The sequence below is a fragment of the Aliirhizobium wenxiniae genome (assembly GCF_019511445.1).
Taxonomy (GTDB): domain Bacteria; phylum Pseudomonadota; class Alphaproteobacteria; order Rhizobiales; family Rhizobiaceae; genus Neorhizobium; species Neorhizobium wenxiniae_A.
The window spans coordinates 45698-59138 of record NZ_JAEUAN010000026.1 but is presented as its reverse complement, the minus strand read 5'-3'; the positions used below and the strand labels follow the sequence as shown (position 1 = coordinate 59138).

The 13441-nt window shown below is 58.3% G+C and carries 15 protein-coding genes; 7 read left to right on the top strand and 8 right to left on the bottom strand.

Annotated features, from left to right (window positions below; translation table 11 throughout):
- Positions 1–46: 46 nt before the first annotated feature.
- The 7 genes from JNB91_RS25445 to JNB91_RS25415 all read right to left on the bottom strand — a co-directional run bounded on the left by JNB91_RS25445 (position 47) and on the right by JNB91_RS25415 (position 7112).
- Positions 47–418, bottom strand: a complete 372-nt coding sequence (locus JNB91_RS25445) for a response regulator (protein ID WP_220328279.1) — start codon at positions 416–418, stop codon at positions 47–49.
- Positions 408–818: a response regulator gene (locus JNB91_RS25440; protein WP_220328278.1), complete on the bottom strand. Its 411-nt coding sequence runs from the start codon at positions 816–818 to the stop codon at positions 408–410. The genes JNB91_RS25445 and JNB91_RS25440 overlap by 11 nt, the downstream gene beginning before the upstream one ends.
- A 122-nt stretch (positions 819–940) precedes the next feature.
- Positions 941–1720, bottom strand: a complete 780-nt coding sequence (locus tag JNB91_RS25435) for an ABC transporter ATP-binding protein (protein ID WP_220328277.1) — start codon at positions 1718–1720, stop codon at positions 941–943.
- A complete protein-coding gene (locus JNB91_RS25430; protein WP_220328276.1) occupies positions 1717–2724 on the bottom strand; it encodes a FecCD family ABC transporter permease in 1008 nt (335 codons plus the stop codon). The genes JNB91_RS25435 and JNB91_RS25430 overlap by 4 nt, the downstream gene beginning before the upstream one ends.
- Positions 2721–3707, bottom strand: coding sequence for a FecCD family ABC transporter permease (locus JNB91_RS25425; RefSeq protein ID WP_220328275.1), 987 nt, complete (start codon positions 3705–3707; stop codon positions 2721–2723). The genes JNB91_RS25430 and JNB91_RS25425 overlap by 4 nt, the downstream gene beginning before the upstream one ends.
- Complete coding sequence (locus JNB91_RS25420; protein ID WP_220328274.1) at positions 3704–4783, bottom strand: ABC transporter substrate-binding protein; 1080 nt, start codon at positions 4781–4783, stop codon at positions 3704–3706. Before JNB91_RS25420 ends, JNB91_RS25425 begins: the two co-directional genes overlap by 4 nt.
- Before the next feature lie 121 nt (positions 4784–4904).
- Entirely contained in the window at positions 4905–7112 is a 2208-nt protein-coding gene (locus tag JNB91_RS25415; protein WP_223218383.1) for a TonB-dependent siderophore receptor, read from the bottom strand.
- 264 nt (positions 7113–7376) lie between these two features.
- Between JNB91_RS25415 and JNB91_RS25410 the strand changes: the two genes are divergently transcribed.
- Genes JNB91_RS25410 through JNB91_RS25395 form a run of 4 tightly spaced genes read left to right on the top strand, consistent with a single transcriptional unit; the run spans position 7377 to position 10603 of the window.
- A complete protein-coding gene (locus JNB91_RS25410; protein ID WP_220328273.1) occupies positions 7377–7985 on the top strand; it encodes a Ykof family thiamine-binding protein in 609 nt (202 codons plus the stop codon).
- Between the two features lie 19 nt (positions 7986–8004).
- Positions 8005–8811 carry an ABC transporter permease gene (locus tag JNB91_RS25405; RefSeq protein ID WP_220328272.1) on the top strand — a complete coding sequence of 269 codons (807 nt, stop codon included), beginning with the start codon at positions 8005–8007 and terminating at the stop codon, positions 8809–8811.
- Positions 8808–9569: an ABC transporter ATP-binding protein gene (locus JNB91_RS25400; protein ID WP_220328271.1), complete on the top strand. Its 762-nt coding sequence runs from the start codon at positions 8808–8810 to the stop codon at positions 9567–9569. The genes JNB91_RS25405 and JNB91_RS25400 overlap by 4 nt, the downstream gene beginning before the upstream one ends.
- Positions 9570–9583: 14 nt before the next feature.
- On the top strand, positions 9584–10603 hold the full coding sequence (locus JNB91_RS25395; RefSeq protein WP_220328270.1) for an ABC transporter substrate-binding protein: 1020 nt from the start codon (positions 9584–9586) through the stop codon (positions 10601–10603).
- Here the strand turns inward: JNB91_RS25395 and JNB91_RS25390 are convergent.
- Entirely contained in the window at positions 10593–11513 is a 921-nt protein-coding gene (locus JNB91_RS25390) for a LysR family transcriptional regulator (protein ID WP_220328269.1), read from the bottom strand. The genes JNB91_RS25395 and JNB91_RS25390 overlap by 11 nt on opposite strands.
- A 138-nt stretch (positions 11514–11651) precedes the next feature.
- On the opposite strand from JNB91_RS25390, the gene JNB91_RS25385 reads away from it, so the two are divergent.
- The 3 genes from JNB91_RS25385 (at position 11652) to JNB91_RS25375 (ending at position 13407) form a co-directional block, all read left to right on the top strand.
- The gene (locus JNB91_RS25385) at positions 11652–12131 is read left to right on the top strand and encodes a carboxymuconolactone decarboxylase family protein (RefSeq protein ID WP_220328268.1); all 480 of its coding nucleotides are present in this window, start codon (positions 11652–11654) and stop codon (positions 12129–12131) included.
- A gap of 66 nt (positions 12132–12197) precedes the next feature.
- Positions 12198–12950 (top strand): SDR family oxidoreductase, encoded by a 753-nt coding sequence (locus JNB91_RS25380; RefSeq protein ID WP_220328267.1) that lies wholly within the window; start codon positions 12198–12200, stop codon positions 12948–12950.
- Between the two features lie 34 nt (positions 12951–12984).
- On the top strand, positions 12985–13407 hold the full coding sequence (locus tag JNB91_RS25375; RefSeq protein WP_220328266.1) for a cupin domain-containing protein: 423 nt from the start codon (positions 12985–12987) through the stop codon (positions 13405–13407).
- Positions 13408–13441: the final 34 nt, after the last annotated feature.

The window sequence follows — 13441 nt, the reverse complement described above, 5'->3', positions numbered from 1 at the left end:
CGCAGTTGCTCCAGCGACATGCGCCCGAGGAAAGGCTGGAATAGCCTTAGCGAACCGCTCGCAACCGCTTGATCTCATCGACCAGACGCTGCGGGTGGTAAGGTTGGTCGAGCGGTCCCTGCTCACAGAGATCGCCCGCGACCTGGGCGGTCTTGACCAGGGATTGCGTCAGTATGATCTCTATCGGCTGGCCGACCGAACGGATATGGGTGGAGAGGTCGAAGCCAGTTCCATCCTGCATCTGCGTATCCGAAACCACGACATCGATCTCGTAATGCCCGATCGCGATCTTGGCGTCTTCGAAACCTGTCGCCTCGATGACGCTGTAACCGCATTCGCGCAGATACTTGGCTATCATCGATCGCTGCAGGGCATCGCTGCTCGCAACCAGGATCGTCTCGACATCGTCAGCTTGCATCTTGGCTTACCTCCATAATCTTGATCAGACTTTCACCAATATTCCAGACCGGCTTCACCAGAACGAGTTCGCACAGTTCCCGATCAATCGACGGCACCTCACGTTCCTCCGACATGATGGCGATCTTCATTTCGGGATAGGCCGAGCGCACGTAACGGGCGAGATCAAGTCCATCCGCCTGCCCCGGCATGTTGATATCGGTGAGAAGAAGATCGAAGGTCACGCTGTAGCGCAGAAGCTCCATTGCTTCGTCGGCGGAAGACACTTCGACAACCTGCCAGCCGAGCCGCCGCATGCTCTCGGCCGCGTCAAGCCGCAGCAGAAATTCGTCCTCGGCAATGAGGACGCGTGTGGCAGCTTTCTCGGCACCCACCGCCTCTGAGAAAAATGCAGGTAACATTGCGCCTCGCCCTTCCGAACCGGTAGAAAAATCCGCGAAACCACGTTTGGTTCCGCGATCTCCGGATCACGACGAATATCGCTTATGCGATACCGTCTCAGAAAGACAGGATGAAAGCCTTATCAGTGAGGCACGATCATCGGTCGTCCGGTCAATGGATCCGGCATTACCAGAGCCTTGAGGCTGAACGCAGCCTGCAGATTTTCCGAGGTGATGACCTCTTCCGGCGCGCCTTCGGCAACCAGGCCATGTCCACCGAAAAGAACGAGGTGGTCGGAAAACCGTACAGCCAGGTTCAGGTCATGAAGCACGGTTACGACCGTCGTTCCATGGTCACGATTGCGCTTCTGCAGCAGGGAGAGAACTTCCAGCTGATGCGCCAGATCAAGCCATGTCGTCGGCTCATCGAGCAGCAGATAGGGTGTGTTCTGTGCCAGCACGAGCGCGATCCATGCCCGCTGGCGCTGGCCGCCTGACAGTTCGTCGATAGGCCGTTCGGCCAGCTCGCCCAAGCCCACCTGTTCGAGCGCCTGTTGGCATATCCTGGCGTCTTCTTCACTCCACGGTGCAAGCAACCCGCGCCACGGAGTTCTCCCCCGCCTGACGAGGTCGGAGACAGTGATACCTTCCGGCGCCTTTGGCGATTGCGGCAGGATGGAGAGACGGCGCGCAAGGGCACGCGTGTCGATCTTGGCTATATCGTCTCCGGATAGGCGCACCTGGCCAGAAGCCGGTGCGATAAGGCGGGCCAGCGCTTTGAGAAAGGTAGACTTGCCACAGCCGTTCGGGCCGAGAATGGATGTCACTCGGCGATCCGGCACGGCAATCGAAAGCTCGCGGATAACCACACGTTCGCGGTAGCCGAGTGTGAGGGATGAGGTGGTCAGCCCGGTTTCGGTCATACTTCTCCTGCCTCCACTTCCTTCCAGAGCAGCCACAGCAGATATGGCGCCCCCATGATCCCGGTCATGACACCGACCGGCAATTGCAATCCCGGGATTGCCGAGCGCGATATGACTTCCGCGAAAACGGTAATCGTCGCTCCGGCTATGGCCGCCGCAGTGAGGCGTGAAGCCGGGTGTTTGACACCCGCGATCCGCATGCCGAGCGGCCCAGCCATCATGGCGACGAACGGCACCGGCCCCGCGACGGCCACGCCGACGGCAGCAAGGAGAACACCGGTGCAGATCAGCCCATACCGCGCGCGCTCGACGCGTGCCCCAAGGCCTGCTGCCAGCTCGTCGCCAAGCTCAAGAAGCGCCATGGCGCGAACCTGCAATGCAAGCACGATAAAGAGCAGCGCCCCCAGCCCGAAGACCTGCAGGACATGCCCCCAATTGCGCGCAGACAGAGAGCCGGCAAGCCAGCGCTGGGCGTCAGACGCCTCTTGCGGCGGCATTCGGATCACCAGAAAACTGCTGACCGCCGAGGCAAAAAAACCGATGCCGATGCCCACCAGGATCAATGTCAGCGGTGACTGCTTGGCCCCCCGATGAAACGACAGGCCAGCAACCAGCGCGGCTGCGACCAACCCACCGATTGCGGCAAGGATCGGCAAGGGGATGAGAAGCCCGAAAGCAACGCCGGCAACAACGGCGCAGCCTGCTCCGGACATGAAACCCATCACATCCGGCGCAGCGAGCGGATTGCGTAGAAGTATCTGGAAGATCGTTCCCGAAACACCCAGAACGGCACCAGCGCCAACTGCCGTCATTGTGGAGGGACCACGCAAAACCCTCAGCGTCAGGGAGCCCGGTCCGGTTCCGGTCATCAACCCGCGCAGCAGTTCAGCGGGGGTAATCATGATCTGGCCAACCGTCAGCGAAATCAGAACTGCAGCAACCAGCAGACAACCGAGCACTACCCAGCCTGCCAGGATCTCTTTCCCGGTCCCTAAAGCACTCATGTCAGCGCACCGGGCTTGAGACGCCGCACGACGAAAATGAAGACAGGAGCGCCGACAAGCGCCGTCATGATGCCGACGCGGATTTCCGCAGGCGCCACCACCAGCCGGCCGGCGGTATCGGCAAGCAGGATCACAGATCCTCCAAGGATAGCCGAAACCACGAGTTCACTGCGCAAGACATGCCGGCCGATCCGTCTGGCAAGGGGAGGAACCACGAGACCGACAAAGGCGATCGGTCCTGCCACGGCCACCGCCGCGCCGGTCATCAGCATGATTGCCAGAAGGGCTGAAAGCTGTACTGCCCCTGGCTTGGTTCCGAGACCACGTGCCAACGAAGAACCCAGAGCGAGAGCCTCTATGCGAGGTGCGATGATTGCAGCAATGGCCGCGCCTATCAGCAGGGCAATGAACATCGCTTCGAGTGGGCGCGTATTTGCCTGTGCCAGCGACCCCGTGACCCAAAAGCGAAAGATCTCGAGTGTTTCGGCACGGGAAAGAATGATCGCCGAGACAAGCGAAAGGAGAAGCGCGTTGATCGCGACACCTGCCAGCGTCAACCGGATGGGACTGCCTGATCCGCTTCGGGCGCCACCGACAAGGAAGACGGCGATAGAGGCAATTGCAGCTCCCGGAAAAGCAAGGGCAGCCATCATGCCACTGTCGGAATAGCCGGTGATGAGCGCTCCGACCACGACGGCAAATGCCGCGCCGGCATTGACACCGAGAAGGCCTGGATCCGCCAGCGGGTTGCGTGTCACGGCCTGCATGATCGTGCCGGCCATTCCAAGACCGGCCCCCGCAATAAGGCCCGCCACAAGGCGTGGCATACGGACAGACCGGATGACGGTATGGGTCGGGTCACTGGCATCAAAGGCAAAAAGGGCATTCCAGACATCTGAAATCCCCGCATCGCGAACCCCGACCACCAGTGTCAGGGCAATCGCGACGAAAAACAGCAGTACAAGCTCGATTGCCGCCTTCAAGGCGCCAGCCCCGCCGCCGTGCTGGAGATAACCGGCGTTTCGGGATCCCCATCAAGAGCCAGAACGATGTCATCCTTCAGGGCATCAAGAGCATAGGGCAAGGAAAGAATGCTGCCGAAGCTCAGTGCCGCCGCCATCACTTCACCGGCAAAAACTTCTCGTCCTTCGGTGTGAGCGCGAAGCGTCTTGCGCAAAGGCAGGGCCCGGATATCCGGCACCTTGTCCGAGGTGGATACCCAGATCAGCAGATCAGCATCCAGAGGAGCCAGGTCCTCGGGCGAAAGACGAGCGTAAAACCCTTGCGTCTCCGAAAGCGACAGGATTTTTTGCGTCGGCTTGAAGCCGAGTTCGGCGAGGAACGTCGCCCGGGTATCGGTTCCGATAAAAGCGCCGGTCTCACCACCGAAATTATAGGCGCAGACCGCCGTCATGCCCTTCCAGTCCGGATGCGCATCCCGCACGGCCTGAAACTTCGCTTCCACTTCTGCAACACGTTTTTCTGCGAGTTCCGTTTTGCCCACAGCCTTGCCGACCATTCGGGTTAGATCATCCCAGCCCATACCATAAGCGGCTTTATCTTTCGGTTGCATCAGCACCGGCGCTATCTGGGACAGGACGTCATATTCATCTTTCGAAATACCTGATCCCACGGCAACGATGAGATCGGGCTGCAGGCCAGCCACCACTTCCATCGAGACCTCGCCAGAAATCAGCTGAGGCTTGGCATCTCCGAGATAAGATTGCGCCCATGGCCAGACACCGTAAGGCTGGTTGCCGAACCACTGCCTGATCCCGACAGGTGCGACATCAAGCGCTAGAAGCGCATCATGAACGTTGTACCCCAGCGACACGACGCGCTCGGCCGGTCTTGAAAGAACCGTCTCGCCATAGACGTGCTCGAAACGCAGTTCTTCGCCGGCGGCAAACGCGCTGCGCCCAAAGGATAGAAACGGATCCAGCCCGGCACTCACGGCAACCGCTCCGGATACCCCCGCGGCCATGCGCACGAGAAGCTCGCGGCGTTTCATGCCATTACAGGCATTCGCCATGCTTTCGCCAGAACCGACCTTTCGCATCGCTTTTCCAATCATGATCTGCAGCGACCTGATCGCTTCTCACGGCGCAGGCACCGGGATCAAATCGCAAAAACAAAGACATTCCTCGACTGCGCCGAGGAATGCCTGAACTTGAGCCGATTTACCAGGTATATTTCAACGTGCCCAAAACCTTGCGGCGATCGCCATAGAAGGCTGAGTTGCTGTATGTATCGACGTCGCTGATGAACTCCTTGTCAAAGAGGTTCGTTGCATTGACTGACAATGCGACATTCTCGGTGGCCTGATATTTCACGGCAGCATCAATCAGCGTCCGCGATGGAAGCTTGACGGTGTTTTCATTGTCGGCATAGATCCCGGCAACAAAACGCGCGCCCACACCCAATGTCAGGTCACCGAGAGTGCCATTGCCGGGAATAGTATAGTTGGCCCAAAGCGATGCCACTTGATTTGGAACCGTTTCGGGGCGGTTGCCGATGATGGCAGAGTTAAGGTCGTTGTCGATCTTGGCATCCCAGTAGGAATAGCCTGCGATAAGATCGAGACGATCGGAAAGAGCAACCTTGCTTTCGAGCTCGATACCGCGAACCTTTGTCTTGCCTATCTGGAGGTAGCTAGCAGTACTGGACTGGTATTGCGGAACATTGGTCTGTGTCAGATCGAACAAGGCGACCGTAAATAGCGCGTCAATGCCTTCAGGCTGGTACTTCATTCCGACTTCGTACTGGGTGCCCTCCTGCGGCTGAGGCGTCCCGACATATCTGGAGCGGTCGGCGCCCACCGGAAGGAACGATTCCATGTAGCTTGCGTAGAATGACAACTCGTTCGTCGCCTTGTACGTCAAACCGGCCCGCGTCGTGAAAGCCTCGTCAACTGCATCTACGCCATTGCTCTCCGTATCGACATGGTCGTAACGCCCGCCAAGCGTAAGGATCCACTGGTCATCCAGTGTCAGCTCTTCTTGGAGATAAACGCTTTTGGCAGTTTGCGTGGAATCGGTAACAGTTTTCGCCGGAAGCGTGATGCAAGCGCGACCGCAGTAAATCGGATTGAAAGGATCGATCGGGCCAGCCGAACCAAATGCGGACGCCTCCCGCAGCTTATCGTGCTCATAGCTGAAGCCAAAAAGCGTACGGCTGTCAAAACGATCGAAATTTGCATCGTACTGGAACTGGTTATCGATATCGATGCGCTGGTTGCTGCCATCTACGTCGAAAGCGGCACGATCATCCGTAAACACAGGCGTAGCCGTGTAAACCTGCTGATAGACCATATCGAGATCGGTGTAGCGCGCGTTCTGACGGAACTCCAAGCCGTTGCCGAAATCATGGCGGAACTCGTAGCCGATGTTCCGCTCGATGGTGTCCATGTTGTCGAAATCGGGCTCTGCGAGAAAGGTATCAGAATCGATTCCAGAAAGATACGGAATGCTGTGTGCAGTGCTGCCGTCACGCTTGCTGTAGCTCATCAGCAGCGTGAAGTCCGTATCCGCGGAGGGGCTGAACGTAAGGGCCGGGGCGATGTAAACGCGGCCATCATCACTGTATTCGATGCCCTGCTTGGCATCCTGCCACTTCGCGGTAAGCCGATAGGACCACAGCCCGTCGGGATCGATCGGACCGCCGAAATCGGTGCCCGTCTCGATATGATCCTCGCCGAATGTCGTATAGATCTCGCCGAACTTATAGTCTTGTGGCCGTTTGGTGACGGCATTGACGATACCACCAGGGGAGGAAAGGCCGAACAGAGTCGAGTTCGAACCCTTTAATACCTCAAGACGCTGCAGGCCGTAAGGCTCCATGCGGCTGCCGGTGAAGTTGCTCACGCGCAGCGGCAAGCCATCGCGGTAAGTGCTGTTCGACGCATAAAAGCCCCGGATCATATAGTGATCGTATCGGTTATCCGATCCATAGACGTCTGTAGAGACGCCCGGCGTGTAGGAAAGCGCCTCATCGAGGTTTGTTACACCGCGCTCTTCCAGTTCTTCTTCGGTCACGATTGAGACAGAGGCCGGGGCATCAAGGACCGGCGTGTCGGTTTTGCTCGCCGCCCGCGTGTTCTTCGCAACGATCGTCGAATCGGGCCCCACCGGTGAACCGTCTGCCCTCAGGGTGATCGGCTTCAGTGTCGTGCCAGCATCAGCCCCATCGGCATCCTGCGCATGAGCCTGCAGCGGTAAGATAACGGCACAGCTGGACAACAGGATAAGCAAACGATTGCGACCACCGGCCTTCTTTACGGCCGAATTGAAAACATTAGCGCGAAACATCCAAAGTGCCCCCTGAGTAGAAACCAACCAAATCAAGGACTTCACAGCCGCAACCAGCGGAAGCAAAACATGACCTGCCAACTCAGGAATTATCGATCACATAAAAGTGTGTCAATGCGCGATAGGCGCCCTCCCCACATTTCAGGCGCTCCTGCGTCAGAAATGCCGCACATTTAGCAGCCTAGCTTTAGGCTCACCGTTTGACACTCCCCCTTGCAAGTTCCGTGTGAAGTGATCTATCAGGGGCAAGACAGGGGTGCTCCGTAATGCCGGGGTTGAGATTCGGTCGCCATGACCGTGGACCCTTAAGCTGATCTGGATAATGCCAGCGGAGCGAGGTGTAAGATGTTTTCCGGCGCGCAGATTTCCCTTTACCCGATGTCCGACGATTTCGTCGACGTCATTATGGGCGCCTTGTCCGCGCTCGATCCCTACCGGGACCAGTTGAGGATAGAGACGGACGATATCTCGACGCTTCTTGTCGGCACACCCGATGTCGTCCTTTCCGCGATGCGTGATCTCTTCGTCGCAGCAGCCAAATCCGGCAAGCATTGCGTCATGCATGCGACGCTGTCGCGCGGCTGCCCGGGCGAACCGGATGATCCGATCTGCCATGTACCCGAAATGACCGGACCGTTGGCGCCGCTTGAAGAACGCAAGGCGCAAGCATTGGCCGCCGTCTCGTCCATTCCGCTTGCCGGTCAGCCGACCGCAGCGCAGTTTTCTCTCTATACGCTCGGTATTGGCCAGCACATGGATGAGATTTATGGCTGCATCGACTTCATCAAATCGTCAGGCGTGTTCGACCGGTCGAAGAATTTCTGCACCAAGCTGCGTGGCGATGCCGCTCCGGTTTTCGCAACGGTTGGCGAAGCTTTTGTCCGTTTCGGACCACCGCAGGGTCATGTGACCATCGATCTGACCGTTTCGGCCAACAGCCCGACATCCATCTAACGCCTTCACGGACAATCCGATGTCGTCGAGCGTTTTCCGCATGCGCAGCCGTATGCTTCGCGATCATCTCTTCCGGGCGCTGCCGGCTCTCATCGCCGCGTTCAGCCTGCTGTTCGCTTGGGAGATCTATTGCCGCTCCTCCGGCATATCCGAGACGACCTTGCCTGCACCGTCACAAGTGCTGTTTCAAGCCTGGCTCCATCGTGAGGCCTTGTGGCTCAATACCGTGCCGACGCTTCGGGCGACCCTGTTGGGCTTTTCGCTGTCACTTGTTCTGGCGTTCGTGCTTTCGATCGTCATCGATTTTTCCGCTCTGATGCGGCAAGCACTCTTTCCCATCTTCATCGCCAGCCAGACTCTGCCGCTTGTCGCAATCGCGCCGCTGGTCGTGTTGTGGTTCGGCTTTGGGCTGCTGCCCAAAATCCTGCTGGTGGCACTCGTCACATTCTTTCCCATGCTCGTCGCGCTGGCCGAAGGTTATGCCTCGACGGAAAGGGAAGTGGAGGATCTGCTCGCCTCCATGGGGGCGTCGCGCTGGAAGCGCTTCCGGCTTGCCCGCCTGCCGTCTGCCCTGCCCTATTTCTTTGCCGGATTGCGCATTTCGATCACCTATGCCGTGGTTGCCGCCATCTTCGCCGAATATGCCGGAGCCGCCAGAGGGCTCGGTATCTACATGCTCAATGCCAAGAACAATTTCCGGCCCGACCTCGTGCTCGCGGCGGTCCTCGTCAGCTCGCTTCTGACATTGCTTCTCTTCAGCGCCACATGGGCCGTGCAGCGGCTGGCTGCTCCTTGGATCGATAGCTCCTCAGGGAGGGGCAGATGACGGTGCCGCTTCTCTCCCTCGACGGGGTTTCGCTGAACTTCGGTGAGATCGATGTGCTTCGCGACGTCACGCTGGATGTCATGCCAGGCGAATTCGTCTCTATATTAGGTCCGTCAGGAGCGGGAAAATCGACCATATTCAAGCTTTTGACAGGTGCCGCGACCGCCTGTGGCGGCGAGGTCCGGTTTTCCGGCAGACCGCTTGCGTCGAACGAACGCCCCTTCGCCTTCATGCCGCAACGGGATGCACTGATGCCCTGGCGGCGGATCCTGGATAACACGACACTTGGCCTTGAAGTGCAGGGAGTGCCGAGAAAAGAGGCCCGTAAGCGGGTCGAACCGCTGTTCGAAGAATTCGGTCTTAGTGGTTTCGAAAGGCACTATCCTCGTGCGCTTTCCGGCGGCATGCGCCAGCGCGCGGCGCTCCTGCGCACCATCGTTCAGGATCGCCCCGTTCTGCTGCTCGACGAACCGTTCGGAGCCCTTGATGCGCTGACCCGAAATCAGATGCAGATCTGGCTGGAGGCCATGTGGCTCAAACATCGCTGGACAATCATTCTGATCACCCATGACGTCCGGGAAGCCGTGATGCTTTCCGACAGGATCCATCTGCTTTCACCACGACCGGCAAGCGTGGAACAAACCATTACCGTCCCCTTGCCGCGCCCACGCTTCAGCAACCCGGCTACCCGTGCCGAGGCCGCGGCTATTGAAACATCGATACTCGATTTCCTCCTCTCTCCGCAGATCCAGAAATAGGAAAGACCGCAGCCATGAGCCGAATACTGCTGAGCCGACGCGCCACGCTCGCAACACTCGCTGCCCTCGCAGTGCCGGCGCTGCCTGCCCGATCACAGGCTGCATCCAGGGTTTCAGTCGCTCTCGACTGGACCCCGAACACCAATCACATCGGACTGTTCGTTGCCCGTGACAAAGGTTTTTACAAGGAAGCCGGCATCGAGGTCGAAATCCTCCCCTATACGGATACGTCAGCCGGAACGCTGGTTGCCAATCATGTGGCCGACTTTGGCATTCTCGGTTCGATAGCCCTCCTCACCCAACGCACGGCCGGGGCGGATCTCGTCGCCACCTACGCCATTGTTCAAACAGAAACCGGCCGGCTGGTCTTCAAGGGCGGGCGCTCAGACGTCACCCGGCCGAAGGATCTGGATGGCAAGACCTATGGCGGTTTCGGCTCTGCATGGGAAAACGCGCTGATTTCCTCGATCATCCGCCATGATGGAGGCAAGGGAGAATTCGAAACGATTACGCTCGGCACCTCCGCATATCAGGCGCTGGAAAATGGCGCTGTCGATTTCACCCTTGAAGTCTACACTTGGGAAGGGGTGAAGGCCGAGCTGGAAGGCTTGAAGCAGGGCGCGTTCCGTTATGCCGATTTCGGCGTGCCGGATGAGCACACGACACTTATCGCCTCCAGCCGCAAATTCCTCGATGCCAATCCAAAAGAAGCCGCTGCCTTTCTTAAGGCAACGCGAAAAGGCTATCAGTTCGCCATTGAAAATCCCGACGAGGCCGCCGGTCTGCTGATTGCCGCCAACAAGGATGCCTTGACCGACCGCGCACTCATCCGCGCCTCGCTCAAGGCCCTGATCGAAGGGAATTATCTGAGCAGCCCAGAGGGCGTGATCGGCACGATCGATCCGGCTAAATTCGAGGCCATCGGCGCCTATGCCCTTGAGGCCGGCATTCTCAAGGCTTCAGGCGGCAAGCCGCTCGACGCAAAGCCGGATTTCGCCAGCTACTACACCAACGAACTCCTGGCTACCGACTAGGATGGTCCATGCCACTTCCCATCAGTTCATCCTCAGCGACAGCTGCGACAAGAAAGTCCAGAACGGTTCGGACCCGCAACGGCAAGTTACGGCGTGACGCATAGACGACGGTAATCGGCAGACGGGATGGCGGATAGTTCGGCAGCAGATGGATAAGCCGGCCTGATCGGATATCGTCAACGGCCAGGATGTGAGAGAGGACCGCCAACCCGCCACCGGCGAGCGCCGCACGATGTACGGCGACCGCATTGTCGAAGGTCATCCGTGGCGCGACCTTGATCTTCTCGACATCGCAGCCATTCAGGAAGCTCCAGAACCGCCCCTCGCCACCGCGATTGTAGCAGATATTGTCGTGATCGCAGATATCCTCCAGACAGGTCGGGAGATTTCGCCCGGCAAGATAATCCGGTGATGCAACGAGATAGGCCGTCGTCCAGCCGATCCGACGACAGATCAGGCTGTTGTCCGAGACATCGCCCAGCCGCACTTCAAGGTCTATGCCCTCTCCGATGAGATCAGACGGCTGCTCCCTGAAAAGCATATCGACCGACAATCCGGGATGTCTCTTGAGGAAGCTCGGCAACCGATCACTGATATAGAGACCGAGAGGCGCCGGCAGGCAGAGTTTCACCTTGCCCGCAGCGACGATACCTTCCGGCAACGTAGTTTCCCCCAGCGCCTCGATGGCATCGATGACTTTGTGGGCCATCGGTATCATCTGCTCCCCTTCGACGGTCAATGAAAGCGCGTTGGTCGAGCGGTGAAACAGCCGTGTGCTGTAATGCTCTTCAAGTGCCGATACCTGCCGGGAGACCGCAGGTTGGGTCAGGCCGAGATCCAGTGCAGCCGCGGAAAACGATCCGGTCTCCGCGACCCGCAAGAATGTTCGCAGTGCCGAAACGATGTCCATGCCGATCCCCCACATAGCCCACGCCGTTTTGAATAAGCGTTATGCCGAAAACTTAGACCGGTTTCGATTGCGCGTCCAGTAATTACGGATATTTTATATCCATAAGGATATTTTGGGTCCTTAATTAAGGAGAGAGCAATGACACAGCGCCTGAACTACGCCACCCAATCCCCCGAATTCTTCAAGAAAATGTCCGAACTCAGCATGTCGCTGAAGGACAGCGTGATCGAACAGTCGATCCGGGATCTCGTCAATATCCGCGCTTCGCAGATCAACGGCTGCGCCTTCTGCCTCGACATGCATGTCAAGGAAGCCAAGATCCATGGCGAGAAAGAACTCCGCCTTTATCATGTCGCCATCTGGCGGGAATCGAACCTGTTTGCCCCCCGCGAGCGCGCGGCTCTTGCCTGGACCGAAGCCCTGACCGAATTGCCGGAAGGCGGCATTCCTGACGAACTCTATGAGCGCGTACGAGGTCAACTCTCGGAGAAGGAGATCTCCGATCTGACCTTCTCGATCATGACCATCAATGCCTGGAACCGCGCCGGCATCGCCTTCAAGGGCGTGCCCGGATCCGCAGACAAGCTCTACGGGCTGGAAAAGGCAGGCCTCAACTGAGCCCCTGTCGACATGCACACCCATCGATAACCACAGGATGTCAGCACGACTGGCGGAGGGACTATCATGAAGATCGTCATCATAGGCGGAACCGGCCTGATTGGTTCGAAGACCACCGAGCGTCTGCGGGCAAAGGGGCATGACGTTACTGCAGCCTCGCCCAATACGGGCGTCAACACGATCACCGGCGAGGGATTGGCCGAAGCGCTGACTGGAGCCGAGGTCGTTCTCGACCTCGCCAATTCCCCGTCATTCGAGGACAGGGCGGTGATAGAGTTCTTCGAAACGTCCGGCCGCAATCTGCTCGCCGCCGAAAAGACTGCCGGCGTCAGGCATCATATCGCACTCTCTGTCGTTGGCACCGAGCGTCTCCAGGAAAGCGGATATTTCCGAGGCAAGCTGGTTCAGGAGAAGCTGATCCGCGAAGGCGGCATTCCCTATACCATCGTTCACTCCACGCAGTTCATGGAGTTTCTCGCCGGCATCGCCCAGTCCGGCATGGTCGATGGCAGGGTGCATCTCTCCCCGGCCTTCGTACAACCGATTGCTTCCGACGATGTCGCCGATGCCATGGCCGACGTGGCACTTGGCACACCGGTAAACGGAGTGACCGAAATCGCAGGCCCGGAACGTTTCCGGCTCAACGAACTGGTTACGCGATATCTGAAGGCGACCGGAGACAACCGCGAAGTCGTCGCAGATCCGGACGCGAAATATTTCGGCGCGCGCCTGGAAGACGGATCTCTCGTTACCGACAACGCCTCGCGCTTCGGAAAACTGGGGTTCGAGCAATGGTTCGCCACATCATCGCGCAAATGAGCGCGGCTCTTGCCTACATCGAAGGATAACCACAATGTTCAGAAGAACCCTATGCGCATTTGCAATCGCAACCCTTGGCGTCGGCAGCGCCGTGGCACATGACACAGCCGGCGGCGCTGCTTCCAAGGTCACGTTGGTCTATGAGCACGAGCTGCCAAATGTGCCCGGGAAAAGCCTCAAGGGCGTGCTCGTCGAATACGGACCTGGTGGCTATTCGGACGCCCATACGCATCCCGACAGCGCCTTCATCTATGCCACCGTGCTGGAAGGATCCATTCTCAGTCAGGTCAATGACGGGCCGATCAAGGAATACAAGGAAGGAGAGAATTTCTCCGAATTTCCCGGCGATCGCCACGGGGTGAGCAAGAACGGCAGCGATAAGAAACCAGCCAGACTGCTCGCGGTCTTCGTTGTCGATAGCGATCAGAAAGATCTGACGTTTCCGATCAAAAACTAGGTCGTGTTCGGAGTCAGATGCGACGGTATCTGGC